Annotated in this window: 27 protein-coding genes and 1 riboswitch; of the genes, 17 read left to right on the top strand and 10 right to left on the bottom strand. The window is 74.1% G+C overall.

Annotated features, from left to right (window positions below):
- Nucleotides 1-4: 4 nt before the first annotated feature.
- Nucleotides 5-799 carry an SDR family NAD(P)-dependent oxidoreductase gene (locus tag ACZ4M5_RS03705; RefSeq protein WP_467732661.1) on the bottom strand — a complete coding sequence of 265 codons (795 nt, stop codon included), beginning with the start codon at nucleotides 797-799 and terminating at the stop codon, nucleotides 5-7.
- A gap of 157 nt (nucleotides 800-956) precedes the next feature.
- Here ACZ4M5_RS03705 and ACZ4M5_RS03700 point away from each other — a divergent pair, with 157 nt between their 5' ends.
- A complete protein-coding gene (locus tag ACZ4M5_RS03700) occupies nucleotides 957-1,742 on the top strand; it encodes an ABC transporter ATP-binding protein (protein WP_467732659.1) in 786 nt (261 codons plus the stop codon).
- A 3-nt stretch (nucleotides 1,743-1,745) separates the two neighbouring features.
- Entirely contained in the window at nucleotides 1,746-3,056 is a 1,311-nt protein-coding gene (locus ACZ4M5_RS03695; RefSeq protein WP_467732657.1) for an FtsX-like permease family protein, read from the top strand.
- A gap of 38 nt (nucleotides 3,057-3,094) precedes the next feature.
- Here the strand turns inward: ACZ4M5_RS03695 and ACZ4M5_RS03690 are convergent, their stop codons facing one another.
- The gene (locus tag ACZ4M5_RS03690; protein WP_467732655.1) at nucleotides 3,095-3,670 is read right to left on the bottom strand and encodes a TetR/AcrR family transcriptional regulator; all 576 of its coding nucleotides are present in this window, start codon (nucleotides 3,668-3,670) and stop codon (nucleotides 3,095-3,097) included.
- Nucleotides 3,671-3,810: 140 nt separating this feature from the next.
- On the opposite strand from ACZ4M5_RS03690, the gene ACZ4M5_RS03685 reads away from it, so the two are divergent.
- Nucleotides 3,811-4,668: an AAA family ATPase gene (locus ACZ4M5_RS03685; RefSeq protein WP_467732653.1), complete on the top strand. Its 858-nt coding sequence runs from the start codon at nucleotides 3,811-3,813 to the stop codon at nucleotides 4,666-4,668.
- Nucleotides 4,665-6,023, top strand: a complete 1,359-nt coding sequence (locus tag ACZ4M5_RS03680; protein ID WP_467732651.1) for a vWA domain-containing protein — start codon at nucleotides 4,665-4,667, stop codon at nucleotides 6,021-6,023. Before ACZ4M5_RS03685 ends, ACZ4M5_RS03680 begins: the two co-directional genes overlap by 4 nt.
- On the opposite strand, the gene ACZ4M5_RS03675 is transcribed toward ACZ4M5_RS03680, so the two are convergent.
- The 7 genes from ACZ4M5_RS03675 to ACZ4M5_RS03645 form a co-directional block, all read right to left on the bottom strand.
- Nucleotides 6,024-6,725, bottom strand: a complete 702-nt coding sequence (locus ACZ4M5_RS03675; RefSeq protein WP_467732649.1) for an SDR family oxidoreductase — start codon at nucleotides 6,723-6,725, stop codon at nucleotides 6,024-6,026. It lies immediately after the preceding gene.
- A 157-nt stretch (nucleotides 6,726-6,882) separates the two neighbouring features.
- Nucleotides 6,883-7,242, bottom strand: coding sequence for a cupin domain-containing protein (locus tag ACZ4M5_RS03670; RefSeq protein WP_398107621.1), 360 nt, complete (start codon nucleotides 7,240-7,242; stop codon nucleotides 6,883-6,885).
- A 61-nt stretch (nucleotides 7,243-7,303) separates the two neighbouring features.
- Nucleotides 7,304-8,287 (bottom strand): pyridoxal-phosphate dependent enzyme, encoded by a 984-nt coding sequence (locus ACZ4M5_RS03665; RefSeq protein WP_467732647.1) that lies wholly within the window; start codon nucleotides 8,285-8,287, stop codon nucleotides 7,304-7,306.
- Nucleotides 8,284-8,961: a helix-turn-helix transcriptional regulator gene (locus ACZ4M5_RS03660; protein WP_467732645.1), complete on the bottom strand. Its 678-nt coding sequence runs from the start codon at nucleotides 8,959-8,961 to the stop codon at nucleotides 8,284-8,286. The genes ACZ4M5_RS03665 and ACZ4M5_RS03660 overlap by 4 nt, the downstream gene beginning before the upstream one ends.
- A gap of 131 nt (nucleotides 8,962-9,092) precedes the next feature.
- Nucleotides 9,093-9,707 carry a sigma-70 family RNA polymerase sigma factor gene (locus tag ACZ4M5_RS03655; protein WP_467732643.1) on the bottom strand — a complete coding sequence of 205 codons (615 nt, stop codon included), beginning with the start codon at nucleotides 9,705-9,707 and terminating at the stop codon, nucleotides 9,093-9,095.
- A gap of 213 nt (nucleotides 9,708-9,920) precedes the next feature.
- A complete protein-coding gene (locus tag ACZ4M5_RS03650; protein WP_467732641.1) occupies nucleotides 9,921-10,610 on the bottom strand; it encodes a hypothetical protein in 690 nt (229 codons plus the stop codon).
- A gap of 164 nt (nucleotides 10,611-10,774) precedes the next feature.
- Entirely contained in the window at nucleotides 10,775-11,296 is a 522-nt protein-coding gene (locus ACZ4M5_RS03645; protein ID WP_467732639.1) for a DUF4396 domain-containing protein, read from the bottom strand.
- Nucleotides 11,297-11,372: 76 nt separating this feature from the next.
- On the opposite strand from ACZ4M5_RS03645, the gene ACZ4M5_RS03640 reads away from it, so the two are divergent.
- The 13 genes from ACZ4M5_RS03640 (at nucleotide 11,373) to ACZ4M5_RS03580 (ending at nucleotide 24,395) form a co-directional block, all read left to right on the top strand.
- Complete coding sequence (locus ACZ4M5_RS03640; protein WP_467732866.1) at nucleotides 11,373-12,179, top strand: SDR family NAD(P)-dependent oxidoreductase; 807 nt, start codon at nucleotides 11,373-11,375, stop codon at nucleotides 12,177-12,179.
- A gap of 137 nt (nucleotides 12,180-12,316) precedes the next feature.
- Entirely contained in the window at nucleotides 12,317-13,132 is an 816-nt protein-coding gene (locus tag ACZ4M5_RS03635) for a VOC family protein (protein ID WP_467732637.1), read from the top strand.
- A gap of 383 nt (nucleotides 13,133-13,515) precedes the next feature.
- Nucleotides 13,516-14,964, top strand: coding sequence for a serine/threonine-protein kinase (locus ACZ4M5_RS03630; protein ID WP_467732635.1), 1,449 nt, complete (start codon nucleotides 13,516-13,518; stop codon nucleotides 14,962-14,964).
- 104 nt (nucleotides 14,965-15,068) lie between these two features.
- Nucleotides 15,069-15,253, top strand: a riboswitch (cobalamin riboswitch).
- Nucleotides 15,254-15,283: 30 nt separating this feature from the next.
- Nucleotides 15,284-15,985, top strand: coding sequence for an energy-coupling factor ABC transporter permease (locus ACZ4M5_RS03625; protein ID WP_467732633.1), 702 nt, complete (start codon nucleotides 15,284-15,286; stop codon nucleotides 15,983-15,985).
- Nucleotides 15,982-16,347: an energy-coupling factor ABC transporter substrate-binding protein gene (locus ACZ4M5_RS03620; protein ID WP_467732631.1), complete on the top strand. Its 366-nt coding sequence runs from the start codon at nucleotides 15,982-15,984 to the stop codon at nucleotides 16,345-16,347. The genes ACZ4M5_RS03625 and ACZ4M5_RS03620 overlap by 4 nt, the downstream gene beginning before the upstream one ends.
- A 6-nt stretch (nucleotides 16,348-16,353) precedes the next feature.
- A complete protein-coding gene (gene cbiQ, locus ACZ4M5_RS03615; RefSeq protein ID WP_467732629.1) occupies nucleotides 16,354-17,103 on the top strand; it encodes a cobalt ECF transporter T component CbiQ in 750 nt (249 codons plus the stop codon).
- Nucleotides 17,100-17,975 (top strand): energy-coupling factor ABC transporter ATP-binding protein, encoded by an 876-nt coding sequence (locus ACZ4M5_RS03610; RefSeq protein WP_467732627.1) that lies wholly within the window; start codon nucleotides 17,100-17,102, stop codon nucleotides 17,973-17,975. Before cbiQ ends, ACZ4M5_RS03610 begins: the two co-directional genes overlap by 4 nt.
- A 358-nt stretch (nucleotides 17,976-18,333) precedes the next feature.
- Nucleotides 18,334-18,990 carry a maleylpyruvate isomerase N-terminal domain-containing protein gene (locus ACZ4M5_RS03605; protein ID WP_467732625.1) on the top strand — a complete coding sequence of 219 codons (657 nt, stop codon included), beginning with the start codon at nucleotides 18,334-18,336 and terminating at the stop codon, nucleotides 18,988-18,990.
- Between the two features lie 61 nt (nucleotides 18,991-19,051).
- Entirely contained in the window at nucleotides 19,052-19,855 is an 804-nt protein-coding gene (locus ACZ4M5_RS03600; RefSeq protein ID WP_467732864.1) for an alpha/beta fold hydrolase, read from the top strand.
- The gene (locus ACZ4M5_RS03595; protein WP_467732623.1) at nucleotides 19,855-21,183 is read left to right on the top strand and encodes a PP2C family protein-serine/threonine phosphatase; all 1,329 of its coding nucleotides are present in this window, start codon (nucleotides 19,855-19,857) and stop codon (nucleotides 21,181-21,183) included. The genes ACZ4M5_RS03600 and ACZ4M5_RS03595 overlap by 1 nt, the downstream gene beginning before the upstream one ends.
- Nucleotides 21,180-21,512 (top strand): STAS domain-containing protein, encoded by a 333-nt coding sequence (locus ACZ4M5_RS03590; RefSeq protein ID WP_467732621.1) that lies wholly within the window; start codon nucleotides 21,180-21,182, stop codon nucleotides 21,510-21,512. Before ACZ4M5_RS03595 ends, ACZ4M5_RS03590 begins: the two co-directional genes overlap by 4 nt.
- A 226-nt stretch (nucleotides 21,513-21,738) precedes the next feature.
- Complete coding sequence (locus ACZ4M5_RS03585) at nucleotides 21,739-23,553, top strand: ABC transporter ATP-binding protein (RefSeq protein ID WP_467732619.1); 1,815 nt, start codon at nucleotides 21,739-21,741, stop codon at nucleotides 23,551-23,553.
- Nucleotides 23,554-23,681: 128 nt separating this feature from the next.
- Nucleotides 23,682-24,395, top strand: coding sequence for a hypothetical protein (locus ACZ4M5_RS03580; protein WP_467732617.1), 714 nt, complete (start codon nucleotides 23,682-23,684; stop codon nucleotides 24,393-24,395).
- A gap of 4 nt (nucleotides 24,396-24,399) precedes the next feature.
- Here ACZ4M5_RS03580 and ACZ4M5_RS03575 read toward each other — a convergent pair whose 3' ends face one another.
- Nucleotides 24,400-25,905, bottom strand: coding sequence for an MFS transporter (locus ACZ4M5_RS03575; RefSeq protein ID WP_467732615.1), 1,506 nt, complete (start codon nucleotides 25,903-25,905; stop codon nucleotides 24,400-24,402).
- Nucleotides 25,906-25,927: the final 22 nt, after the last annotated feature.

The raw sequence follows: 25,927 nt of genomic DNA, 5'->3' as shown, positions 1-25,927 counted from the left end.
GGCGTCAGGGCAGGATCGAGTCGACGTAGCCGCCGTCGACCCGCAGGGCGCCGCCGGTGGTCGCGGAGGCCTGGTCGGAGGCGAGGTAGACGACCATGTTGGCGATCTCCTCCGGTTCGATCAGCCGCTGCAGCAGGGACTGGGGCCGGTGCTGCTTCATGAAGGCGCGTTGGGCCTCGTCCCACGGCAGGTCGCGGTCGACGAGCTGGTAGACGAAGTCCTCGACGCCGCCGGTGTTAGTGGGGCCGGCGATGACGGAGTTCACCGTCACGCCGGTGCCGGCGGCCTGCTTGGCGAAGCCGCGGCCGACCGCGAGCAGGGCCGTCTTGGACATGCCGTAGTGGATCATCTCGGCGGGGATGACGACCGCGGAGTCGCTGGCGACGTTCTGGATCCGTCCCCAGCCGCGCTCGGTCATGCCGGGCAGGACGAGCCGGGTCAGGCGCACGGCGGACAGGACGTTCACGTCGAAGTAGCGGCGCCACTCGTCGTCGCTGATCTCCAGGGGATCGGCGGACTCGAAAACGCCGAGGTTGTTGACGAGGATGTCCACCTGCCCGAGCGCGTCCACCGCCTGCCGGGCGCCCTCGTCGCCGGTCACGTCGGCGGCCACCGGGACCAGTTCGGCGCCGGGTGCCTCGCCGCGCATCCGTTCCACCGCCTGCTGCACCCGCTCGGGTGAGCGGCCGTTGACGCCCACCCGGGCGCCCGCCCGGGCCAGGCCCGTGGCGATGGCGGCGCCGATGCCCTGCGTGGAGCCGGTGACCAGGGCGCTGCGGCCCTTCAGATCGATCTGCATGCCGTTCCAACCCTTTCGGTACGGGAGTGATCAGGTACCCCGGGGGTGTCGCTGAGTACACCCCCCGATACGGGTTCTGCGGCCAGTGTGGCCACGTCCCGTTCTCCGTAGCGTCGAGGCGGGACACAGGGCGTGTCGGACGAAGGGGGACGAGGAGATGTTCCGCACCGGGGCACGACAGGAGCAGGACCGGGAGCCCGCCGCCGAGGCACTGCGGCTGGTCAAGGTCACCAGGACGTACGGCAGCGGCGACGGTGCCGTGACCGCGCTGGACGGGGTGACGCTCGGGCTGGGGCGCGGCACGTTCACGGCGGTGATGGGGCCCTCGGGTTCGGGCAAGTCGACCCTGCTGCAGTGCGCGGCGGGTCTGGACCGGCCCGACAGCGGGATCGTGCGGGTCGACGGCACCGAACTGACGGGCGGCGGCGAGGCGGAGCTGACGACGTTCCGCCGCGGCCGGATCGGGTTCGTGTTCCAGCAGTACAACCTGCTGGAGACGCTGACGGTCGCGCAGAACACGGTGCTGCCGCTGAAGCTCGCCGGGCGGCGCGTGGACCGGCGGCGCGTGCGGGAGGTGCTGGCGGCCGTCGGTCTCGGCGACCGGCTCGGGCACCGGCCGGACCAGCTCTCCGGAGGCCAGCGCCAGCGGGTGGCGATCGCCCGGGCCCTGGTCACCGAACCGCGGCTGATCTTCGCGGACGAGCCGACGGGCGCGCTCGACTCCCGCAGTGCCCGGGACGTGCTGCGGCTGCTGCAGCAGGCCGTGCGGGTGCACGGCCGGACGGTGGTGATGGTGACGCACGACCCGGTCGCCGCCTCCTGGGCCGACACCGTGCTGTTCCTCGCGGACGGCCGGCTGGCGGGCCGGCTCCAGGCACCGACGGCGGACGCGGTCGCCGAGCGGCTGGCCCACCTGGGCGACGACGCGACGGCGGGGGTGTGAGCGATGTTCGTACTGGCGATGCGGTCGGTGCGGCAGCGGCCCGGGCGGTTCCTCGCCACGCTGCTGTCCGCGTTCCTGGGCGCCGCGATCATCATGACGTTCAACGCGCTGCACGACACCGCCGCGCAGCCCGGGGTGGACCCGGTCAGTGCCGAGACCTTGTCCACGGCGGCGGGTGTGGTGGGCGGCTACGGCACCCTCCTGGTGTTCTTCGCGATCGCCTCGACGCTGACGGTGAACGTGCGTCAGCGCGCCGCCGAGAGGGAACTGCTGCGCTGCTCGGGGGCGACGCCCGGGCAGATCAAGCGGATGGTCGTGGGTGAGGCGGTGGCCGTGGCCCTGGTGGGCGCCGCGTCGGCCGTGGGGCCGGCGATGCTCGGCGGCCGGGCGCTGCTGGAGGTGTTCCGGGACAGCGGCCAGGTCGCGCGGTCGGTGGAGTTCTCCTTCGGGCCGGTGGCCTTCCTGTCCGGGTTCGGCATCACCCTGCTCGCCGCGGCGGGAGCCGCCTTCCTGGCCGTACGGCGGGCGGCCCGCCGCGGCCGGGAGCGGGGGCGGGCGAAGTCGGTTCTCGCGTACGCGGCCCTGGCCGTGGGTGCCACGTCGGCCGGTGCGACGTTCGCGTTCCCGGCGACGGACGCCGCGCTGATGGCGCCACCGGCCTACGGGGCGATCCTGCTGTCGGTCGGCGCCGCGCTGAAGGCGCCGAGGCTGCTGACGGCGGTCCTGGACCGGCTGCCGCTCACCGGGGCGAGCGGGTGGCTGGCGGTGCGCAACCTGCGGGAACGGACCGGGCAGCTCGCCGGGATCCTGATGTCCCTGATCCTGCTCACGGCCGTCGCGACGGCGACGCTGACGATGCAGTCGGTGGAGAGCGACGCCGTCGCCGCTTCGGGGGCGGTGAAGTCGGTCGACGCGAAGAACCTGGAGACGCTCAACTTCACGGTCGTCGGCATCATCGTGGTCTTCGTCTGCGTCATGCTGGTCAACTCCCTGTACGCGGCGACCTCCTACCGTGAGCGGGAGTTCGGGCAGCAGCGGCTGGCCGGGGCGACTGTCCGGCAGGTGCTGGGCGTGGTGACAACCGAGGGGCTGGTGCTGACGGTGACCGGCGTGTGCTGCGGCACGCCGGCCGCCCTGGCGGGGATCGTGCCCTTCACCGTGGTCCGCACGGACGGTGTGCTGCCCGGCCAGGTGTTCGGCGTGTGGCTCGCGGTGGTCGCCGTCGCCGCGGCGGTGACCCTGGGGACCGGTCTGGCGACGGCCCGGCGGGTGCTGCGCACCGACGCGGTGCGGGCGGTGGCGGCCGTCGCCTGAGCAGGGGGATGCCGAGGGCGGCCGCGGCGCGCCTGCCCTCAGCGTGTCCCGGAGGCGTCCAGCAGCGCGGTCACGGTCGCGGCGGTGAGCCCGTCCAGGGTCTCGATCCCCGCTCCCGCCCGGGCGCTGGCCCCGTCGAAGACGAGCATCAACTGACGGGCCAGAAGCTCCGGGTCCCGGGCTCCGCCTTCGGCGGCCCGGGTGCGGAAGAAGGTGCGCAGCCGCTCCTTGGCCCTCCGGGCGACCGCGCTCGCCGGGTGGGCGGGGTTCTTCAGCTCGACGAGCGCCGCGAGGTAGGGGCAGCCCAGGTAGGCGGGGTCGGCGGCGGCCTTCTCCAGTCGCTGGAAGACGTCCAGGATGCTCTCGCGCGGTGTGCCGGCCGGAGCCTCCTCCGGTCCGGGGGCGAGGCGGGCCTCGTACTGCGGGAGCAGCCGGTCGAGGCTGGCGGCGAGGACCTCGTCCTTGCTCGCGAAGAGCTGGTACATGGAGCGCTTGGAGACCCCGGCGCTGCGGCACAGCGTCTCGACACCGATGGAGACGCCCTCGCGGTAGAAGAGGTCGGCCGCCGCGTCGAGCAGCCGGTCGCGGGTGGACGCCTTGTCACTGGTGGCCATGGAGGCGAGGGTACCGCGCCCGCCACCCCGGTGGAAACCGATCGGTTTTGACCTGCTGCCGACCGGCGGACTCGTGACAGCGACGGTGAACAAGCGCTTAGATAGTCGCGTTCGCCGCTCCTGCCGCCCGGAGGTCTTCGTTGTTCACATCCGTCGACGAGGTCTCCGCCCGCCTGGCCGAGGCCGGCTACCTCGCCTCCCCCGCCGTCGCCACCACCGTCTTCCTCGCCGACCGCCTGGGCAAGCCGCTGCTGGTGGAGGGCCCGGCCGGCGTCGGCAAGACGGAACTGGCCAAGGCCGTCGCCCGGGTCGCCGGCGCCCGGCTGGTCCGCCTGCAGTGCTACGAGGGCGTCGACGAGTCCCGCGCGCTGTACGAGTGGAACCACGCCAAACAGCTCCTGCGCATCAGCGCGGGCCGCGACGAGACGTGGGACGAGACCCGTACGGACATCTTCAGCGAGGAGTTCCTGCTCACGCGGCCGCTGCTGACGGCCATCCGGGGCGACGACCCGAAGGTGCTGCTGATCGACGAGACCGACAAGGCGGACGTCGAGGTGGAGGGCCTGCTCCTGGAGGTGCTCAGCGACTTCCAGGTGACCGTCCCGGAGCTGGGCACCATCACCGCGACGCGCCGCCCCTTCGTCGTCCTCACCTCCAACGCCACCCGGGAGCTGTCCGAGGCGCTGCGCCGCCGCTGCCTGTTCCTGCACATCGGCTTCCCGGACGAGGAGCTGGAGCGCCGGATCGTACGGCTGCGGGTGCCCGGGCTGGACGAGGCGCTGGCCCGCTCCGTCGTCCGGGTCGTGGGGGCGCTGCGGGCGATGGACCTGCGCAAGGCCCCGTCGGTCGCCGAGACCGTCGACTGGGCGCGCACCCTGCTGGAACTCGGCGCCGGCACCCTGGACGGGTCCGTCGTGCGGGCCACGCTCGGCGTGCTCCTCAAACACCAGGACGACGTGCTCAAGGCGTCCGCCAAGCTCGACCCGGAGGCCCTGTGAGCGCAGCGGCCGGTGTCGCGGAGCGGCTGACCTCCCTGGTGGGGGCGCTGCGCGCACACGGCGTCCGGATCGGCACCGGGGAGACGGTGGACGCCGCGCGGGCGGTGGAGGAACTCGGCCTCGCCGACCGGGAGCTGCTGCGCGAAGGCCTCGCGGCGACCCTGCTGCACGGGCCGGGACAGCGGGGGGTGTTCGACGCCGTCTTCGACCTGTACTTCCCGCGCTCGGTCGGCGCTCCCGCCGGGGAGCCTGCCGGACGGGAGGACCTGCGCGACCGGCTGGCCGGCGCGCTGGCCGCGGACGACCATGCCCTGCTGGGGCGGCTGGCGGTCGAGGCCGTCGACGGTTTCGGCGGGTACGGCTCCTCGCCCGAGTCGGACGGCTGGTCGTCGTACCAGGCCCTGGAACGGCTGCGGCCGCAGACCCTCATGGCCCGCGTACGGGACCAGGTGCGCGGGGCGGGCGGCAGCCAGGGCTTCGCGGACCGGTTGCTCGAGGACGAGGTCCGGCGGCGGATCGAGACGTTCCGCGCGCTGGTGACCGCGGAGGCCCGGCGCCGCGTCGCCGAGCGGCGGGGACGGGACGAGATCGCCCGGCGGGCGGTCGCCCCGACCGCCGACCGGGTCGACTTCCTGTTCGCGGGCAAGGACCGGCTGGCCGAGCTGCGCCGCACGGTCCAGCCGCTCGCCCGCAAGCTCGCGACCCGGCTCGCGACCCGGCGCCGCCGCGCCTCCCGCGGCGCGATCGACCTGCGGCGGACGCTGCGCGGCTCGCTCTCCACGGGCGGGGTGCCGATGCGTCCGGTGCTGCGCCGGCGCCGCCCCGCCCGGCCCGAACTGGTGCTGCTGTGCGATGTGTCCGGCTCGGTGTCGGGCTTCTCCGACTTCACCATGCTGCTGGTGCAGGCACTGCACGACCAGTTCAGCAAGGTACGGGTGTTCGCCTTCGTCAACCGGATCGACGAGGTGACGGGCCTGCTCCGGCACGGCGCCGCCGACCCGGAGGGACTCGGCGTCCGCATCCAGACGGAGGCTGCGGTCACCGGCCACCACGGCAGCAGCGACTACGGCATGGCACTGGGCGAGTTCGCGGAGCGCTGCGCCGACGCGGTCGGTTCGCGCACGACCGTGTTCGTCCTGGGGGACGCGCGCACGAACCGCAGCGATCCGAACCTGCCGGCCCTCGCCCGGATCGGCGAACGCGCCCGCCGCGTGTACTGGCTCAATCCCGAGCAGCGCGACCGCTGGGGCACCGGAGACTCGGTCGCTCCGGCGTACGCCGCGCTGGTGGAGATGCACGAGTGCCGCAACGTCCGGCAGTTGAGCGCGCTGGTGGCGCGGCTGCTGCCGGTGTGATCAGGCGGCGAGCTGTGGGTAGAGCACGGCGGGGTCGGCCGACAGCCCGGCCTTGACCTGCCGCGTGAGGTCGTCGGCCAGGACCTCGTGGGCGCCGGACGCGATGCCGTCGAGGGCCTGGGCGGCCACGCTCTCGGCCGTGGACTTGGGCGCGTCCACCCCGGCGGCCATGTCGGTGTCGACGTAGCCGACGTGCAGGCCCGTCACGTCGATGCCGCGCGGCTTGAGGTCGAGGCGCAGCGAGTTGGTCTGCGACCACAGCGCGGCCTTGGAGGCGCTGTAGGAGCCGGCGAGCCCGATCCAGGACAGCACGGAGTGGACGTTGAGGAGGTGGCCGCCGCCGTTGCGCTCGATGACCGGGACGAAGGCCCGGGTGACCAGGAGCGGACCGTAGAAATTGGTCTCGAACTCGCGCCGGACGTCCTCGACGGGCGAGTCGAGGAAGCTCGCGCTCACCGCGGCGCCCGCGTTGTTGATCAGCAGGGTGACGTCCTGGGCCTGCTCGGCCGCGGCGGCGACGGACGCGGGGTCGGTGACCTCCAGGGCGAGCGGCACGGCGTCGGGGTGGGTGACGGTGCGCGGGTCGCGGGCGGTGGCGTACACCTTCCGCGCGCCGCGTTCGTACAGGGCGGCGACCAGGGCGCGGCCGATGCCGCGGCTGCCGCCGGTGACCAGGGCGACGGAACCTTCGATGGCGGTCATGGGTATCTCCCTCATATGGCACACGAAGGGAAACCGATCGGTTTCCACTGCGAAAGCGTAAACCGATCGGTTTCCGAGGGGCAAGCGCCGACCCGCCGGGGGGCGGGAGCGCAGGGCTCCCTCCCTCCGGCGGGCCGGGGTGAGGGGATGGTGGGTGCTAGTCCGTCTTGGCGTACGCCTTCGCCATGCCGCCCGCGAAGTCGTACACCACGCACTGCTCGTCGCCGACGACCCAGGCGTCGTGGCCGGGCGAGCAGACGAACACGTCGCCGGGGCCGACCTCGCCCTCGGCACCGTCGTCCATGCGGATGTGCATACGGCCGGACACCACATAGCCGTTGTGGTGGATCCGGCAGCTGTCGGTCCCGGCGAGCGGGGCCACGGACTCCGACCAGCGCCAGCCCGGTTCGAACGTGGCCACGGCGAAGTCGAGTCCACTCATGTGGACGGCTTCCAGGTGGCCTCGGGGGTAGTCGCGCCGCTCGTCCGGCTTGTCGAGCGTCTTCATCTCCAGCATGACGCTCCTCCTCGATGAGGCTGTGCCTCCATCGTCCGTCCGCAGGACGGGCGGCGCCAGCTCAGGCGGCCCCCGTCGCGCACAGGTCGGCGAAGCGGCGCGCGTCCACGTTCCCGCCGGAGACGATCACCCCCACACGGGGCGGGAGGGGGCCTGCGCGCCCGGTGAGCAGGGCGGCCAGCGGGGTGGCGCCGCTCGGTTCGACGACGATCTTCAGGTGCTCGAAGGCGAACCGCATCGCCTCCCGGATCTCGTCGTCACCGACCAGTTCGATCGCGTCCACGAGCCGCCGGTTGACGGAGAAGGTGAGTTCCCCGGGCGTGTGCAGCGCCTGGCCGTCGGCGATGGTGCGCGGCACCGGGACGGTGACGCGCCGCCCGGCCGCCAGGGAGCGCCTGGTGTCGTCCCCCGCCTCCGGTTCGATGCCGATCATGCGGATGCGCGGGTACATCGCCTTGGCCACCGTGGCGCTGCCGGCCATCAGCCCGCCACCTCCGACGGGAGCCAGCAGCGCTCCCAACTCTCCGGCCTCTTCGAGCAGTTCCAGTGCCGCGGTGCCCTGCCCGGCCATGACGTGCGGGTGCTCGTAGGGCGGGATGAGCGTCAGCCCCCGCTCGGCGGCGAGGGCCTCGGCGATGACGACACGGTCGCCGGTGTACCGGTCGTAGGTGACGACCTCGGCGCCGTAGCCCTCGGTGGCGGCGCGCTTGGAGGGCGGGGCGTCCTCGGGCATGACGATGACGGCGGTGGTGCCGAGTTCGCGGGCGGCGAGGGCGACGGCCTGGGCGTGGTTGCCGGAGGAGTAGGCGGCGATGCCGCGGCTCAGCCGCTCGGGGGTGAGCCGCGAGGCGGCGTTGTAGGCGCCGCGGAACTTGAAGGCGCCCACCCGCTGGAAGTTCTCGCACTTGAGGTGCACCTCCGCGCCGACGAGGGCGTCGAGGGTGCGGGAGCGCAGGACGGGCGTGCGGTGGGCGACGCCCTTGAGCCGGGCTGCGGCGTCCCGGACGTCGTCGGGGGTGACCGGCGGGGTGGTCGTGGTCGTCACGCGGATCCTCCGGAGGTGTCGTGTGCGGCCCTGGCCTGGGAGAGGTAGCTGTAGGCGGAGGCGCGGGAGATGCCGAGCCGGCCGGCGACCTGCTCGACGGCTCCGCGCACGGCGAAGACCCCGCGGGCGTCCAGGCCGCCGAACAGGTCCAGGCGCTCCGCGCGGTCGAGCTCGGCCCAGCTGCCCCGCTGTCGCGACCGGTGGGCGTCGACGAGGGCGTCGACCACCGAGTCGATGTCGTTGCCGAAGGTGGTGGTGGGCACCTCCGCGGGGACGGTGTCCGCCCCGGCGAGGGCGCCGAGCAGCCGGTGCGCCGCCCCGACGGCGCCGATGTCGAGGTTGACGCAGAGCGCGCCGAAGACGGCGCCGGTCGAGTCCCGCAGCACCATCGTCGAGGACTTCACCAGGCCGCCGTCGCGGGTGCGGGTGACGTAGTTCAGTTCGTCGCCCGCCTCGTCGCCGCCGGCCAGGACGCGCATCCCGATCTCGCTCATCGCCCCGCCCATCCGCCGCCCGGTCACCGAACCGGCCACGGCGACCACCGACCTCTCCGGGTCGCGGTAGTCGTGCAGCACCACTTCGCAGACCGGGCCGAAGGTCGCGGCGATGCCGTCCACGACGGGTGTCATCGCCGCGAGGATCGCGTCCCGTTCGGCGTCCAGCGCGCGGCCCATCCCGGCTCCTCTCAGGCTTCCCACACCACCCACCTTAGACGAGCAGTCCAGGTCTTGGATAGGGCGTCCAGACCGTCGGGGCGCGGTGGTGCCCGCCGGACGGCCGGCGGGCACCGGTGGCGCCGTCGCCGTCAGGCGGCCAGGGCGGGCTCGGAGGGCGGCGCCGCCGCCTCCGTCTCGGCGAGCAGGGCCACGAGCGTGGCCCGCGCGCGGGCCACCCGGGAGCGGACCGTGCCGATCGGGCAGCGGCTCAGCGCGGCGGCCTCCGCGTACGGCAGTCCCAGCACCTGCGTGAGGACGAACGCCTCGCGCCGCTCCTCGGGCAGCCCGTCCAGCAGTTCCCGCAGCACCACACCGTCGTCGAAGCCGGGCAGGCCGCGCGGCTGGGCGAGTTCGGCCGCCAGCTCCCAGTCCGGCAGATCGGCCCGGCGGGGACGCACGGCCCCCGACCGGATGCTGTCGGCGACCGCGCGCCGGGCGATGGCCAGCAGCCAGGCGCGCGCCGAGGAGCGGCCCTCGAACCGGTGCAGGCTGCCGAGCGCCCGCAGGAACGTGTCCTGCGTGAGATCGTCCACCGCCTGCGGGTCGGCGCACAGGTGCGCGACGTACCGGATGACGTCGCGGTGCAGGGCCCGGACGAAGTGCTCGACTGCGGCGGAGTCGCCGGCGCGGGCGGCCAGCGCCCAGGCGGTTATCGACGCGTCGGCGCAGGCCGATCCGTCACGGGGCAGGGCAGGAGTGATCACCTGGTGTCCTTCTCGGAATTCCGGGACCACGGCCGCGCGCGGGCACACCGCGCCGGCGGTGAACGCACGGGCGCGTGGTCCGGTGAGTGGGGATGCGGCGCGCCCGTACGGCACCCCGGCGGCCGTGAGGGCCGGCCGGAGCGCACGAGGTACGGGCACGGAACCGCGGCCGGAGCGGCGCGAAGGGCCGCCCCGGAACCGCACCGGCTGCCGTCAGGCGGCAGCGGCCCCCACGGGTGGCCCTCGGGAGGTGATCGCGTGGACGAGAAGGAGCAGCCGCGGCCGGCGATCCGAGGACCGGCGGCGTACACGCACCGGCGGGGGCGGCGGCGCGGGCCGGGCGAACAGGAGCCGCAGCGGAGCGGAGAGCCGGGCGCCCACGGCGCGCAGCAGACGGAAGAAGGCCCGTTCCCCGTGGGCCAGCCACAGGCCGCAGAGCAGGGCGGCGAGGAGATGGGCGGCGAGCATCCCGAGGGACGAGTCGTCGCCGGGGCCGTGCGCGGCGTGGCCCATGGCTCCCGTGCCGTGGCGCATCCCGCTCGCGTCCGCACCCGCACCCGCGTCCATGCCGGCGCCCATGTTCATGTGCATGCCCATGGGCATGGGGTGGGCGCCTGCGGGGTGCGCTCCCCCGGCCGCCTCCCGGGCCCCCTGCGGGGCGAGGGAGAACGCCGAGTGCAGGGCGGTCTGCACGGCGACCGCGACGGCGACGACCACCCCCGGCCCGCGTTCACGGCCCGCCAGCGCCCAGCCGGCCGCGCCGGTGACGGCCCAGCCGGCCGCCAGCACCCACGGCGGCACATGGTCGCCGGACATCATGACGTGGCCGAGGGCGGCGAGCACCACACAGACGGCCGCGAACACCGCGGCCCGTACCGTGCGGACGCACCACCCAGCTGTCATGGCGCCTCATCCTCGCATCCGGCCCCCGTTCTGCACCCATGGGTACGCGGAACACCCGGCCCGGGCACTCAATCCCCGCCATGTGATCCAGGCCACGACGAGGGAGCGGATGCCCTCCGCCCGACCGCCCCCACCCGCGCTTCCCGCGCCAGCGCCCGCGCCCGTCAGTGGTGCGCGTGGGCCACCGCGTGACCCAGACCGCGGCCGATCATCCACTTGTTCACCGGCGTGGTGATCAGGAAGGCCACCGCGAAGCCGCCCAGGAGGGCGGTCCAGAACAGCGTGTCCGCCAGGTGGGCGTCCAGCGCACCGGGCGTGAGGGCGATGATCGCGTTGTCGACCAGCTCCATCACGGCGATGGACACCGTGTCCGCGGCCAGGGCGACCCGGACGGCGGCCCTGAGACCGAGACCGGCGCGCACCACGGCGACCAGGGTGAAGGAGTAGCCGAAGAGGAAGGCGAGGGCGATCGCCAGGACCATGGTGGGCACGTTGCCCCACCCCAGTGCCGTGCCGATCACCATGCCGAGGATCTCGCCCAGCGCGCATCCGGCCAGGCAGTGCAGCGTCGCCTTCACCGCCGTGCCCCAGGAGGCGGACCCGTGCGGACGCCGCCCGGAGTCGCCCCCCTCGTGACCGTGCTTGCCGGGGTCATGGCCATCGGAGTCGTGAACGATGCGGTCCATGCGACGACTATATACCCCCGAGGGGTATCTGGCCCGCGTCCGGCACCACCCCGCCTCCCGCTTAAAGTGGGGCGGCATGACGAACCAGCCGACGCAGAGCACCCCGACGCCACCCGCCTACCTCGCCGAACTGTTCTCCCTGGAGGGCCGCGTCGCGCTGGTCACCGGCGGCAGTTCCGGCATCGGGCGGGCCATCGCCGTGGCCCTGGCCCGCGCCGGGGCGAGCGTCGTGATCGTGGCACGGAGGAAGGGTGAACTCGCCGCTACAGTCGCGGAGTTGACGGACCTCGGCTGCCGGGCCGCCTGGGTCGCAGCGGATCTGAGCACCCGCGCGGGCGTGCGGGCCGCCGCGGACGGCGCGGTCGAGGTGTTCGGCGAACCCGACATCCTCGTCAACAGCGCGGGGATCAACCTGCGTCCGCCCATGGACGAGCTCACCGAGGACGTCTGGGACGCCACGATGGCCGTCAACCTCGAGGCCCCCTTTCTGCTGGGGCAGCGTTTCGGCCCCGGCATGGCGGAGCGCGGTTACGGGCGGATCATCCACATCAGCTCCCAGCAGGCACATCGCGCGTTCGTCCAGAGCGGGGCCTACGGCGCCTCCAAGGGCGGTCTGGAGGCGCTGGCCCGCTCCCAGGCCGAGGCGTGGTCGCCGCGCGGCGTCACCTGCAATCTGCTCGTGCCGGGCTTCGTCATGACGCCCCTCAACGCCCGCCTGCAGTCCGACACCGAGGCCGTGGCGACCCTGGCCGCCCGCACCATGATCGGGCGCAACGGTCTGCCCGGGGACTTCGCGGGCGCGGCCGTCTTCCTGGCGAGCCAGGCCTCCGCGTACGTCACCGGCCAGTCGGTGTTCGTGGACGGCGGTCTGTCCGTCCACTGAAACACCCCGGCCCCTTCGCACCGCTCGCGGCGGCTCCCCGCCCGGCCCCGGCGTCCCCCGAGTGGAGAGCGGCGGCGCGCGCCGCCGGGTGCCCGGTGTCACGCTGGGCCCACGACTCGCTGAAGGGAAGCACCGCCATGATCACCACGGAGTACGCCCCCGGCTCCCCCTGCTGGCTCGACCTCGGAGCTCCGGACGTCCGGGCCGCCGCGTCCTTCTACAGCGCCGTGCTCGGGTGGGAGTACGAGTCCATGGGCGAGAGCGAGAACGGCGAGAACGGCGACAACATCGAGGGCGGGATGTTCAAGAAGGACGGCAAGGTCGTCGGCGGCCTCGGCAAGCTGACCGAGGAGGGCGCGCGCCCGGCGTGGATGCTGTACTACAGCGTGCCCGACGCGGACGCCACGACCGAGGCCGTGCGGCAGGCGGGCGGTACCGTCCGGGTCGAGCCGATGGACCTCGACGAGTGGGGCCGCATGGCCCAGTACAGCGACCCTCTGGGCGGCCAGTTCGCCGTCTGGCAGCCGGGGACGACCGCCGGCCTGGATCTGGTGGACGAGCCGGGCTCGCTGTCCTGGGTCGAACTGTTCACGACCGACGCGGCGGCGGCCAGGGAGTTCTACGGCGGCCTGTTCGACTGGCAGTTCAGCGACATGCCGCTGCCCGGCGGCGCCGGCACGTACACCCTCATCACGCCGGCGGGCCTGCCGGAGGACCGGATGCACGGCGGGCTGATGGAGTTGGGTGCGCAGGACCTGACGCTGACGGACGGACGGCCGTACTGGCACCCGGTCTTCGCGGTCGAGGACTGCGACGCCGCGGCGGCCCGCGTCACGGAGAAGGGCGGCGAGGTGCAGATGGGACCGCAGAACATGGAGGGCGTCGGCAGGCTGGCCGTCTGCCTGGACCCTGCCGGGGCGGAGTTCGTACTGCTCGCACCGTCGGAGGACTGAACGGGCCACGCGGCCTGCTCCCTGTCCGGGGCCGTCGGGACGGGGCCACCACACTTCGCGCACCCGCCCCCCCCCCCCGGTGACCCGTGGGCCGGGCGACCGGTTCGGCCTGCGCCGGTCTCCGGCCGCCGGGCTGCCGCCGATCGCGGCGGGCTTCCGCCGCGGCGCCGCGGCCCGGGCCGTGGGGCGGACCGGCCCGGCCCGCCCTGCAGGGCTCTGCGGGTCGCGCGGGGCGGGCCGTCCGCCCCGTCGTGGAGGGGGCCCGCCGCCGGGGGACCGCGGGGGCGCGCGGCGCCAGTATCCTGGGGCGGCTGCGGCAGCCCTCAGCAATCCCCGCGCATGCGCGGGGAGTTCGGCCTGCGGCGACGGACCTTCCCCTGAGCGTGAGACGAGGACGAGTGCTGCTAGCGGGCCGCTACCGGCTGGATGTGGAGATCGGGCGCGGTGGAATGGGAGAGGTCTGGCGCGCGTACGACGAGACGCTCGCCAGAGCGGTGGCCGTCAAGCTGCTGCTGCCCCAGGACACCGACGCCACGGCGACCTCGCGGTTCCGGCTGGAGGCCCAGACCGCCGGGCGCCTGAACCACCCCCACGTGGTCGGCGTGCTGGACTTCGGCGAGTTCGACAACCGGCTCTACCTGGTGATGGAGCTGGTCGACGGCGACAGTCTCTCCCAGGTGCTCGCCACGTCGGGCGCGCTGCCCGCCGAGCGCGTGGCCGTCCTGGCGGCACAGGCCTCCGCCGGCCTCGCCGCCGCGCACGCCCAGGGCATCGTGCACCGGGACGTGAAGCCCGCCAACCTGCTGCTCGACGCCCGCGGCACCCTGAAGATCGGCGACTTCGGCATCGCGCGCTTCCTCGACGACCCCGGCGCCGCGCTCACCGCCACCGGCCAGATCGTCGGTACGGGGATGTACCTCGCCCCCGAGCGCGCCCTGGGCAAACCCGCCGGCCCCGCCTCGGACATGTACTCGCTGGGCTGCGTGCTCTACCAGCTCCTCAGCGGCCGCCCCCCGTTCGAGGCGGACAGCGCCGTCGCCCTGCTCCACCAGCACCTCGACGCCGTTCCGGTGCCGCCCCGCGAGCTGGGCGTCTCCGGTCTGCCGCCGGCGTTCGAGAACTACCTGCTGGGCCTGCTGGCCAAGCAGCCCGAGGACCGGCCCACCGCGCAGCAGGCGGCCGAGTGGTTCGCGGGCGGCGCCTGGCGGGGGCTGCCCGAGCCGCTGCCGGAGATGTCATCGCCCGTACGGCCCCGGCCCCGGCCCGCGCCGGCCGCTCACGGCACCTATCAGGGCGCGGAGACGAGCAGCCCGACCACGTACGCGCTGCCCGCGGCACCCGGGTCCCGCAGCGCGGCCCGCGCGGCGCAGGCGGGGCGTCCCGGGCGCGGCGGGCGGCGCGGCGGCGGGAGCGGAAACCGTTCCAAGGCCGTCGCCGCGGTCGCGGCCGCGGCGCTGTTCGTCGCCGCGATGCTCATCGGCATGCAGTGGTTCTCGCCGGACGACACCGCCACGGAGGGCACCGACCCGGGCCCCTCGCCCACCGCGAGCACCCCCGCCGCCGGGACGGGTTCCGGCTCGGCGTCCGGATCGCGGCCGGACTCCGGCCCGGCCGCCGCCACGCCGGCCACCGGGACGGTGGCCGATGTCACCCCGCCCGGCACGGCGCCGGCCGAGCAGGTTCCCGCCTCTCCGACTGCCGCGGGCACCGCAGCCCCACCGGACGCGGGCGCCGAGCCACCGGCGGAGGCGGAGCAGCCGGAGCAGGAGCAACTGCCCGGGCCGCAAGGGGACGGTGAGGGCGAGGACGGCGGGGACGAGGGCGACGACTGAACCCTCCAGGCGTTCCCTCGGCGGAGCCCCAGGTGCGCCGGTGTGCGAGGGGGCGCCCCTCGCGCGCCCCCCGGGTGCGGGTTGTGCTCGTCCTGATCCGGGCCTTATTGTCACCTGGCCTTGGTGAACGGGAAATCCGGTGTGATGCCGGTGCGGCCCTCGCCACTGTGAATCGGGAAGTCCGGCTCCGGCCCTCGCGGGCAGCCACTGGGTCCTTGTGACCCGGGAAGGCGGAGTCCGGGCGGTGGTACCCGTCAGCCAGGAGACCGGCCAAGGCGCGTCAACCATCCACGAGGTGCTGGAGAGGGTCTGCTGAGCCATGCACATAGCCGAGGGTTTCCTTCCTCCGGCGCACGCGGTCGCCTGGGGCGTCGCGTCGGCGCCGTTCGTCGTCCACGGGGTCCGGTCACTCACCCGTGAGGTGCGCGAGCACCCGGAGAGCACGCTGCTCCTCGGCGCCTCCGGCGCCTTCACGTTCGTCCTGTCCGCGCTGAAACTGCCGTCCGTCACGGGCAGTTGCTCCCACCCGACCGGCACGGGCCTGGGGGCCATCCTGTTCCGGCCGCCCGTCATGGCCGTGCTCGGCACCATCACCCTGCTGTTCCAGGCGCTGCTGCTCGCCCACGGCGGTCTGACCACGCTGGGCGCCAACGTCTTCTCCATGGCGATCGTCGGGCCCTGGGCCGGGTACGCCGTGTACAAGCTGCTGCGGCGGTTGGACGTGCCGCTGATGGTGACGGTGTTCTGCGGCGCGTTCGTCGCCGACCTGTCCACCTACTGCGTCACCAGCGTGCAGCTGGCGCTCGCCTTCCCCGACCCGGGCAGCGGTTTCCTGGGCGCGCTCGGCAAGTTCGGCTCCATCTTCGCGGTCACCCAGATCCCGCTCGCGGTGAGCGAGGGACTGCTGACGGTCCTCGTGATGCGGCTGCTGGTGCAGTCCAGCAAGGGCGAGCTGACCCGGCTCGGCGTGCTGCTCACCGCCCGGCAGACGCGTGACGAGACCGAGGCGGTGGCCCGATGAGCCGGAATACGAAGATCAATCTGCTGCTGCTGTTCGTCGTGGCGGCGCTCGCCGTGCTGCCGCTCGTGCTCGGCCTCGGCGACCACAAGGAGGAGCCCTTCGCGGGCGCCGACGGTGAGGCCGAGACGGCGATCACCGAGATCGAGCCCGACTACGAGCCGTGGTTCTCCCCGCTGTACGAACCGCCGTCCGGGGAGATCGAGTCGGCCCTGTTCTCCCTGCAGGCCGCGCTCGGCGCCGGTGTCCTGGCCTACTACTTCGGTCTGCGCCGCGGACGCCGGCAGGGCGAGCAGCGGGCGCTGGAGCGGGAGGCGGCGGCCGCTCCCCCGGCCGCCGGAGAGTCCGTCACCGCGAAGGACTGAGTCCGGGTGCTGCCGATCGACGCGGCGGCGCACAGCAGCCGCTGGCGCCACCGTCACCCCGTGGACAAGGCCGTGCTCGGGCTGGGTCTGACCGTGCTGGCCGTCTGCCTGCCGCCCTGGCCGGGCGCGGCCCTGGTGCTCGTCACCGCGGTCGTGGTCCTGCTCGGTCCGGCCGGTGTGCCCGGGCGGCGCCTGTGGCGGGCCTACCGGGTGCCGCTGGGCTTCTGCGCGACCGGCGCGCTGACCCTGCTGGTGCAGGTCGGCGGGCCGGGCGGGTTCGTCTCCCTCGCCGCCGACGGTCCGGCGCGGGCCGGGGAGTTGATGCTGCGCACCTCCGCGGCCTCGCTCGGCGTACTGCTGTTCGCCTTCACCACGCCCCTGTCCGACCTGCTGCCGCGCCTGGTGCGCGCGGGGGTCCCGGCTCCCGTGGTGGACGTGGCGCTGGTGACGTACCGGATGAGCTTCCTGCTGCTGGACTCCGTGCGCCGCATCCGGCAGGCGCAGGCGGCCAGGCTCGGTCACACCGGCCGCCGCGCCGAGTGGCGGTCCCTGGCCGGTCTCGGTGCCACGGCGTTCGTGCGGGCCTTCGACCGGGCCTCCCGCCTCCAGGCCGGCCTGGCCGGGCGGGGCTACGACGGCACGCTGCGCGTCCTGGTCCCCGAAGCGCGCGTCTCCCTCCGTTTCACGGCCGTCAGTTGCCTGCTGCTCGCGGCGCTGGCCGCCGCCACCTTCCTCCTGGAAAGGCCGCCGCTGTGAGCGAGCCCGCCCTCGTCGCCCTGCGGGGCGCGTCCTTCGCCTACGAGGACGGCCCGGCCGTGCTCAGCGGTCTGGACTTCACCATCACGGAGGGCCGTGCACTCGCCCTGCTCGGCCGCAACGGCAGCGGCAAGACGACGTTGATGCGGCTGCTGAGCGGGGGACTGCGCCCGCGTCAGGGCGCGTTGTCGCTCGACGGGCGGGTGGTGACGTACGACCGCAAGGGGCTGACCCGGTTGCGGACGACGGTGCAGCTCGTGGTGCAGGACCCGGACGACCAGCTGTTCGCGGCCTCCGTGGAGCAGGACGTGTCGTTCGGGCCGCTGAACCTCGGTCTGCCGGACGGGCAGGTGCGCGAGCGGGTGGCGGAGGCGCTGGCGGCCCTGGACATCACCGCCCTGGCCGACCGGCCCACGCACCTGCTGTCCTACGGCCAGCGCAAACGGACCGCCATCGCGGGCGCCGTCGCCATGCGCCCGCGTGTGCTGATCCTGGACGAGCCGACGGCCGGACTCGACCCGGAGGGCCAGGAACGGCTGCTCACCACCCTGGACGGACTCCGCGCGAACGGCACCACCGTGGTGATGGCCACCCACGACGTCGACCTCGCCCTGCGCTGGGCCGACGACGCGGCGCTGCTCACCCCGTCCGGCGTGCGCACCGGGCCGGCCCCGGTGGCCCTGGCGCGCACCGACCTGCTGCACGCGGCGGGACTGCGGCTGCCGTGGGGCGCCGCGGCCGCGCAACTGCTGCGCGCCCACGGCCTGGTGACCGGTTCGGAGCCCTGCCCCCGCACGCCGGAGGAGCTCGCGGCCCTGGTCGCCGGACGGGCGGGTGCCGTGCCGGAGGGCTCGCCGGTTCAGTCGACGTAGGACTGCAAGGGGCCGCGGCGGCGGACGTCGAGGGTCGCGCAGTGGAACGAGCCGCCGAACGGGGCGTGGTGCAGCAGGTCGCACGGGATCGGCTCTGACACGGGCGAGGCGGGTCGTTCCTCCGGCCGGGGCGGAGTCGGCCGGGTGGCGGGCGTCCTCGTCGGCCGCGGCCGGTAGGTGCTGGGGGTTCCATGACGGCCGTGGCTCACCGATCCCGTCCGGGTGGGTCTCGCGGTGCCGGAACGTGCCTCGTGCGTGAGGGGATCGCGGCAACGCGCCTCCGCGACCGCCTCGTCCCCGATTCGACTGCCCCGAAAGGCGCTTGTCCCTCCCCGCCGGACCGCACTACGTTCTCGGGGTGGATCTCTTCTCACCGTCCTGGACGGCGCTGCGCGGGGCGGTCGCCGCCCTCGACGACGAGGACTTCGGGCGTCCGTCCGGCTGCACGGGCTGGCTGGTGCGGGATCTGGTGTGCCATCTGGTCATCGACGCGCAGGACGTGCTCATCACCCTGGCGACCCCGTCGGACCGGGAGCCGACCCGGGACGCGCTGACGTACTGGGAGGTCTCCGCCGCGCCGCCCACCGGCGACGACCCCCTGGACGCGCTGACCGTCCGGCTGGCGTCCGCGTACGAGGATCCGCGCCTGCTCACGTTCCATCTGGACGACGTCGGCTCCGCCGCGGGCCGCGCCGCCCTGCTCGCGGATCCGGCCCAGCGGGTGGGCACCCGAGACGAGGTCCTCACCGTGGCGGACTACCTGTCGGCGTACGTGCTGGAGTGGACCCTGCACCACCTCGACCTGATCGCCTACGTGCCGCACGCGCCGCAACCGCCGGCGGCCGGGCTCCGCCGGGCGCGGGAGATGCTGGAGGAGATCGCCGGCGCGGCGTTCCCGGCGTCCCTGAGCGATGTGGACGCGCTGCTGATCGGCACCGGCAGGCGGGCCCCGACCGGGGCGGAGCAGGCCGCGCTGGCCGAGGAGGCGTCCCGTTTCCCGCTCCACCTGGGCTGAACCCCCTCCCCGGTGCCGCCCGCCGTCGTGGCTGATCCGGTGGGGTGGGACCATGGTCGGTATGGACATCCGCCGCAGGAACAATGTGAACGTCATCGGCCGGGCCGACGCCCCCGTGCTCCTCCTCGCGCACGGGTTCGGCTGCGACCAGAACATGTGGCGCCTGGTGCTGCCGGCCCTGGCCGAGCGGTACCGGGTGGTGCTGTTCGACTACGTGGGCTCCGGCGGATCGGATCTGTCGGCGTGGAGCGAGGAGCGCTACTCGTCGCTGGACGGCTACGCGCAGGACGTCGTGGACGTCTGCGAGGAGCTGGACCTGCGGGACGCGGTGTTCGTGGGGCACTCGGTCAGTTCCATGGTGGGTGTGCTGGCCGCCCGGTCCGCGCCGGAGCGCATCGGGGCCCTCGTGATGGTGACGCCGTCCCCCTGCTACATCGACGACGAGGGGTACCGCGGCGGTTTCAGCGCCGAGGACATCGAGGAACTCCTCGGTTCCCTGGAGGCCAACTACCTCGGCTGGTCGTCCGTCATGGCTCCGGTGATCATGGGCAACCCGGACCGGCCCGAGCTGGGCCAGGAGCTGACCAACAGCTTCTGCGCCACCGACCCCGACATCGCCCGGGTCTTCGCCCGGACGACCTTCATGACCGACAGCCGCGAGGACCTCGGCAGCGTGTCCGTGCCGACCCTCGTGCTGGAGTGCGACCAGGACGCGATCGCCCCCCGCGAGGTCGGGGCGTACGTGCACGCGGCGATCCCCTCGTCCCGTCTGGTCACCCTGGACGCCACGGGCCACTGCCCGCAGCTGAGCGCGCCGGAGGCGACCACCGGGGCGATCCTCGACTTCATGGAGTCACTGCGGTGATGTGCCGTACGAGCGGCGTGCCGGACCCCGCGGGGACCGGGGACGAGGCGAGCACCGACGCGGTCTTCACCGCCTTGCTGGAGGACAGCGCGGAAGATCTCTACGAGTCCGCCCCGTGCGGCTACCTGTCCACGATGATGGACGGCACCATCGCCAAGATCAACAACACGCTGCTGGACTGGCTGGGCCTGGACCGCGCGGAGGTCGTGGGGCGCAAGCGTTTCCCCGACCTGCTGACCGTGGGCGGCAAGCTGTACCACGAGACGCACTTCGCGCCGCTGCTGCGCATGCAGGGAGAGCTGCGCGGCATCGCCCTGGAGATGCGCCGCGCGGGCGGCGGACGGCTGCCGGTGCTGGTGTCGGCCGTGCTCAAGCGCGGGAGCGAGGGCGAGCCCCTGCTCATCCGCATCACCGTCTTCGACGCGTCCGACCGTCGCGCCTACGAAGAGGAACTGCTGCACCGCCGCAAGGAGGCCGAGCGCGCCCGCGCCGAGGCGGACGAGGCACGGCGCCAGGCCGAGGCGGACCGCGCCCGGCTCGCCGACGCACTGGCCGTGCTGCAGAAGTCCCTCGTGCCGGACTCGCTGCCCATGGTGCCCGGACTGGAGTCGGCCGTCCACTACCACACGGCTTCCCCGGACCAGCTGGGCGGCGACTTCTACGACCTGTTCCCGGTCGACGGCAACCGGTGGGCGTTCTTCCTGGGCGACGTGTGCGGCAAGGGCCCCGAGGCCGCCTCGCTCACCTCACTGACCCGCTACACGCTGCGGGCCGCCGCGCACCACGACCCCGAGCCCGCATCGGCCCTGGCCACGCTGAACGCCGTGCTGCACGAGCGGTACACGGCCGGTGGCGACCCCCGCTACTGCACCTGCATCTTCGGGATCGCCGAGCCCGGCGGCCCCGACGGTTCGGTGACCGTGCGCATCGCCTCCGGCGGCCACCCTTCGGCGCTCGTCCTGCGGGCCGGCGGCGGTGCCGAGTTCCTGCCCACCCCCGGCGGTCTGCTCGTCGGAGTGCTGCCCCGCGCGCCGATCGGCAGCGCCGAGACGGTGCTGGCCCCCGGCGACACCATGGTGCTCTACACCGACGGTCTCACCGAGGCCCGTCGCGGCACCGGCCGCGACGACCTGTACGGCGAGGACGCCCTGCACGCCTTCGCCGCCGAGCAGGCGCCCGCCTCGCCCCGCGAGCTGATCTCCGCGCTGACCGAACTGCTGCGGAGCTTCGGCGACGGGCTGGACGACGACACCGCCCTGCTCGCCCTCGGCGCCCCGGCGACCGGCGGCCCCGCCCGGACCAGCCCCGTCACGAAGCCCGCCTCATGAACGCGCTCACCATCAGTCACCGCGACACCGCGACCGGCCCCGCCGTCCGCGTGGCGGGCGACCTGGACTACGACCGGGCCCCCGAGCTGCGCCGCCGGATCGAGGAGCTCCCCCTCGCCGCCGGGCAGTGCCTCACCCTGGAGCTGTCCGGTCTCGACTTCTGCGACTCCTCCGGCATCACCGCCCTGCTGGCCGCCCGCCAGCACGCTCTGGCCGCCGGCGCCGACATCGTCCTGGCCGGCGTACCCGCCAACCTGATGCGCGTGCTCACCCTGGTCGGCCTGGACCGGGTCTTCACCCTGCGCCCCGAGGCCGAAGCGGCGTCCTGACGGCGGCGCGGGACCCGGCACGGGCGGCGGTTGCCGCGCCACCGGTCCCCGCCGACGCGCGCCCCGGTGCTCCCCGGACACCACCGCCCGGCCGGAAAAGGCTTGGACTGGGCGACCGCCCGCGCGGGACACTTCCGGACTCGACTCTCGATCCACACATCCGTTGCGGTGACGGCCCCTGCCCGCACACGCGTGGCGGGCGGCCGCAGAACGACACAGGGGTGGGATGGAAACGCCGGAAACACACAGGGTTTTACCGGGCAGGCGTTCGGTGCTCCTCGCACTGCGCCACTACGGACGGGAGCTGGCCAGGCTGCGCCGGTGGACGGCTCCCGCGATGCTGCTCATGGCGCTGGGCAACATCGGGATCCAGTACGTCGCGCCACTGATCGTCGCCAAGCTCGTCGGCGACCTCGCCGGTGCCGGGCACGTCTCCTTCGACTCCGCCCTCCCGTACGTCCTCGGCTTCGCCGGCGTCCTGCTGGTCGCGGAGGCGCTGTGGCGGGTGGCGCTGCACTGCCTCAACCGGCTCGACGCGCTCGGCATCGAGCGGCTGTACGTCGTCGGGATGGACGAGCTGTTCGCCAAGGACGCCGCGTTCTTCCACGACAACTTCGCCGGGTCGCTGACCAAGCGCGTCCTCAGCTTCGCGGCCCGCTTCGAGCAGTTCGTCGACACGCTGACGTTCCAGATCGTGGGCAGTTTCGTGCCGCTGCTGTTCGGCGCGGTGGTGCTGTGGCGCTACGAACCGTTGCTCGTCGTCGGCCTGCTGGCGATGATCACGCTCACGGGGGTGCTCGTCGCGCCGCTCGTGAGGCGCCGGCAGGCCCTGGTGGACCAGCGCGAGGAGGCGATCGCGCGGGTGTCGGGCCACGTCGCCGACAGCCTGATGAACATGGACACGGTGCGGGCCTTCGCCGCGGAACGGCGCGAGGCCGCCGAGCACCGCTCACGGGTCGCGCGCTCGCGCCGGCTCACGCTGCGTTCGTGGGACTACGGCAATCTGCGCATCGACACCCTGGTCGCGCCGATGTCGGTGCTCACCAACGCGATGGGTCTGCTGCTCGCGGTCGGGCTCGGCGGGGGCACGCACGGGGTCGAGGCGATCGTGGTCGCCTTCGCCTACTACAGCAACGCCACGCGGATCATGTTCGAGTTCAACCAGATCTACCGGCGGCTGGAGAGCTCGATGACGGAGGCCGCGCAGTTCACCGAACTGCTCCTCACCCCGCCGACCGTGCTCGACCCGCCGGCTCCCGAGCCGCTGCGGCCCCGGGGCGCCGACGTCCGCTTCGAGAAGGTCACGTTCGCGCACCGCGGCGGCCGTCCCCTGTTCGAGGGACTCGACCTGGCGGTGCCCGGCGGGAGCAGGATCGGCCTGGTCGGGCGGTCCGGTGGCGGCAAGACGTCCCTGACGCGGCTGTTGCTGCGGATGACCGACATCGACGGCGGGCGCATCCTGATCGGCGGCCAGGACATCAGCCGGCTGCGCCAGGCCGACCTGCGTGGGCAGATCGCCTACGTGCCGCAGGACCCGGCGATGTTCCACCGCACGCTGCGGGACAACATCGCCTTCGCGCGGCCGGACGCGAGCGACGCGGAGGTCCGCCGGGCCGCCGAGGCGGCCCACGTCACGGAGTTCGCCGACTCGCTGCCGGACGGCTTCGACACCATGGTGGGCGAGCGAGGCGTGAAGCTGTCCGGTGGCCAGCGCCAGCGGGTGGCGCTCGCCCGGGCCATCCTGCGCGACGCGCCGATCCTGCTGCTCGACGAGGCGACGAGCGCCCTGGACTCGGAGAGCGAGCTGCTCGTCCAGGAGGCGCTGTGGCGGCTGATGGACGGGCGGACGGCGCTGGTCGTGGCGCACCGGCTCAGCACGGTCGCGGGCATGGACCAGCTGGTCGTCCTCGACCGGGGACGGATCGTGGAGCAGGGCACGCACGAGGAGCTGCTGGCGGCGGGCGGCGCGTACGCCAAGCTGTGGCAGCACCAGTCGGGCGGCTTCCTCGACGACACGGCCGGCCGGGCGGAGGTGGTGTAGCGCAGCGGCCGCCGGTCACCCGCGGCCCCGCGGTGGTGGCCGGCGGCGGGCGCGTCCCTATGATCGGGTGGGCCGGTGCGGGGGCACCGGGGAGGGGGCGGGAGACGGTGGATTCGTCGCGGGGCAGGGTGGCCCGGTCCGTTCTGTGGACGCTGCTGGCGCTCCTGGTCACCGGGGTGGGCGTGGCGTCGGCGCTGCAGGTCCGCGGCGCGCTGGACCGCGAGCGGGAGTACCGGGCCGCGCGGGCCTGCGCCTCCCTGCCCGTGAGGGCGTCCGGGTGCGTTGAGGAGCAGTCGTTCACCGTGCGCGAGATCGACCTGAACCGCGGTGAGCGCGCCGCGTCGCCCGAGGCCCGGCTGGTGCTGCCGTCGGGCGAGGCGTGGCGGGTGACGTTCCCGCGCACCGGGCCCGTGCTGTCGGGGCTGGAACCGGGCGACCGGGTCACCGGCGTCATCTGGCGCGGCCGGGTGGTCGAGGTGCGGGGCCCCGGGGGCGGGCGGCAGCAGACGTCCGACGGGCCCGTGGGATGGCCCGCGGACCGGCTCGGCGGCGCGCTGGCCTGCGTCTCGTTCGGCCTGGCGGCCCTCGTCGGCGGGCTGTGGCCTCTTCTCGCGCGCGGCGAGCGGCACCAGAAGGCCGGGCGGGTGGTGCGGTGGCACGGCGTCGGGCTGGGGGTCGCGGCGATCCTCACCCTGTGGGCACAGACCGCCAACGGCTGGCCGATCTGGTCGATCTGGGCGATCTGGGGTCCGCTCGCGCTGCTGCTCCTGGGGTCCATGACGGCGTTCACGGTCGCCGCCCTGCGCGGTGAACTCGGGGACGACGCTCCCGCGGCCGCCTGAGGGGTCAGGACTGCCGGGCGTGCACCGGGCTGTTGGCGACGTCGTCGGGGCAGGTGCGGTGCGGCTCCCGCGAACGGCGGTCGCGCCGCCAGTCGAAGGCGGCGAGGGCGAGCGAGGCGGCCATCCCGAGGATGCCGGCCCCCAGCGCGACGAAGAGGGCGCCGCGGTAGTCGTCACCATGGTGGGCGAGCACCAGGTAGAACAGGCCGGGCAGGGCGGCGGTCCCGACGGCGGCACCGAGGCGCTGCCCGGTCTGCAGCGCGCCGCCCGCCGCTCCCGCCATGCGCACCGGCACGTCCCGCAGCGTCATGGTGATGTTGGGTGAGATCACGCAGCCGCCGCCGAGGCCGCCGACGAACAGGGCCGGGGCGGTCAGCCACGGGGCGATGTCCAGGGGCGCGAAGCGCAGCAGCAGCGCGGTGCCGCCCAGGCCGGCGATGACACCCGCCAGTCCGCCCACGGTGAGCAGCCGGCCGAGCCGGTCCACCAGCCGCCCGGACACCGCTGCCGCGCAGGCCGAGCCGACGGCGAAGGGCGTCACCGCCAGGGCCGACCGCAACGGGGACCAGCCGAGGCCGTGCTGGTAGAAGAGGGCGAAGACCAGCCAGATGCCGCTGAAGCCGATGAAGTAGAGGGCGCCGACGCCCGCGCCGACGGCGTAGCCGCGGACGGTGGTGAACAGCCGGGGATCGAGCAGCGGCTGGGTCCCGCGGGCCAGCAGCCGGTGCTGGCGGCGGGTGAAGCCGAACAGGAGCACGGCTCCGACGGGGAACAGCCACCACAGCCCGGTCAGGCCGCCGGCCTCCGCCTGCACCAGCGGGTACATCAGTGCCAGGACGCCGAGGCCGAGGAGGACGACCCCGGGCAGGTCCACGTGCCCGCGGCCGGACCTGCGGGTGCGGGGCAGCAGGCGGCGGCCGAGGAGCACGGCGAGGACGCCGATGGGGACGTTGATGTAGAAGATCCACCGCCAGCCTTCGGGGCCCTCGGCCAGGGCGAGGATCAGGCCGCCCGCGAGGGGGCCGACCGCGGACGAGATGCCGACGGTGGCGCCGAAGAAGCCGAAGGCGCGGCCGCGCTCGGCGCCCCGGAACATCTGCTGGATGAGTGCCGAGTTCTGCGGTGCCATGAAGCCGGCCGCCAGTCCCTGGGCCAGGCGGGCCACGACCAGCAGCGTGATGCTGGGGGCCGCTCCGCAGGCGGCGCTGAAGAGCACGAAACCGCTGAGGGCGAGCAGGAAGATGCGCCGCCGGTCCAGGGCGTCGCCGAGCCGGCCGGCGCTCACCAGGGCGAGGGCGAAGGCGAGGGCGTAGCCGGACACCACCCACTGCACCTGGGAGGCCGAGGCGTGCAGTTCCCGCTGGATGGTCGGCAGGGCGACCGCCACGATCGACACGTCCAGCAGGCTCATGAAGCCGGCCACCAGGGTGCCCCACAGGGCCCGCCAGCGGTGCGGGTCCGGCTCGTACCCGGTCTCCCGGCTCCCGCCGTCCCGCGCTGACGCTGACACTCGCGCTCCTCTCACCGGGCCG

Source organism: Streptomyces sp. NPDC026246 (genome assembly GCF_055567995.1).
This window is presented reverse-complemented; position numbering and strand designations above follow the sequence as displayed.

Coding starts and splice junctions, on each gene's coding strand:
- ACZ4M5_RS03660 (WP_467732645.1), bottom strand. CDS start 8,961: ATGGGCCGCGCGCTGGACGCCGAACGGGACGCGATCCTCGCGGCGATG.
- ACZ4M5_RS03695 (WP_467732657.1), top strand. CDS start 1,746: ATGTTCGTACTGGCGATGCGGTCGGTGCGGCAGCGGCCCGGGCGGTTC.
- ACZ4M5_RS03590 (WP_467732621.1), top strand. CDS start 21,180: ATGAACGCGCTCACCATCAGTCACCGCGACACCGCGACCGGCCCCGCC.
- ACZ4M5_RS03600 (WP_467732864.1), top strand. CDS start 19,052: ATGGACATCCGCCGCAGGAACAATGTGAACGTCATCGGCCGGGCCGAC.
- ACZ4M5_RS03700 (WP_467732659.1), top strand. CDS start 957: ATGTTCCGCACCGGGGCACGACAGGAGCAGGACCGGGAGCCCGCCGCC.
- ACZ4M5_RS03625 (WP_467732633.1), top strand. CDS start 15,284: ATGCACATAGCCGAGGGTTTCCTTCCTCCGGCGCACGCGGTCGCCTGG.
- ACZ4M5_RS03690 (WP_467732655.1), bottom strand. CDS start 3,670: ATGGCCACCAGTGACAAGGCGTCCACCCGCGACCGGCTGCTCGACGCG.
- ACZ4M5_RS03585 (WP_467732619.1), top strand. CDS start 21,739: ATGGAAACGCCGGAAACACACAGGGTTTTACCGGGCAGGCGTTCGGTG.
- ACZ4M5_RS03645 (WP_467732639.1), bottom strand. CDS start 11,296: ATGGACCGCATCGTTCACGACTCCGATGGCCATGACCCCGGCAAGCAC.
- ACZ4M5_RS03650 (WP_467732641.1), bottom strand. CDS start 10,610: ATGACAGCTGGGTGGTGCGTCCGCACGGTACGGGCCGCGGTGTTCGCG.
- ACZ4M5_RS03620 (WP_467732631.1), top strand. CDS start 15,982: ATGAGCCGGAATACGAAGATCAATCTGCTGCTGCTGTTCGTCGTGGCG.
- ACZ4M5_RS03705 (WP_467732661.1), bottom strand. CDS start 799: ATGCAGATCGATCTGAAGGGCCGCAGCGCCCTGGTCACCGGCTCCACG.
- ACZ4M5_RS03640 (WP_467732866.1), top strand. CDS start 11,373: ATGACGAACCAGCCGACGCAGAGCACCCCGACGCCACCCGCCTACCTC.
- ACZ4M5_RS03595 (WP_467732623.1), top strand. CDS start 19,855: ATGTGCCGTACGAGCGGCGTGCCGGACCCCGCGGGGACCGGGGACGAG.
- ACZ4M5_RS03675 (WP_467732649.1), bottom strand. CDS start 6,725: ATGACCGCCATCGAAGGTTCCGTCGCCCTGGTCACCGGCGGCAGCCGC.
- ACZ4M5_RS03670 (WP_398107621.1), bottom strand. CDS start 7,242: ATGCTGGAGATGAAGACGCTCGACAAGCCGGACGAGCGGCGCGACTAC.
- ACZ4M5_RS03635 (WP_467732637.1), top strand. CDS start 12,317: ATGATCACCACGGAGTACGCCCCCGGCTCCCCCTGCTGGCTCGACCTC.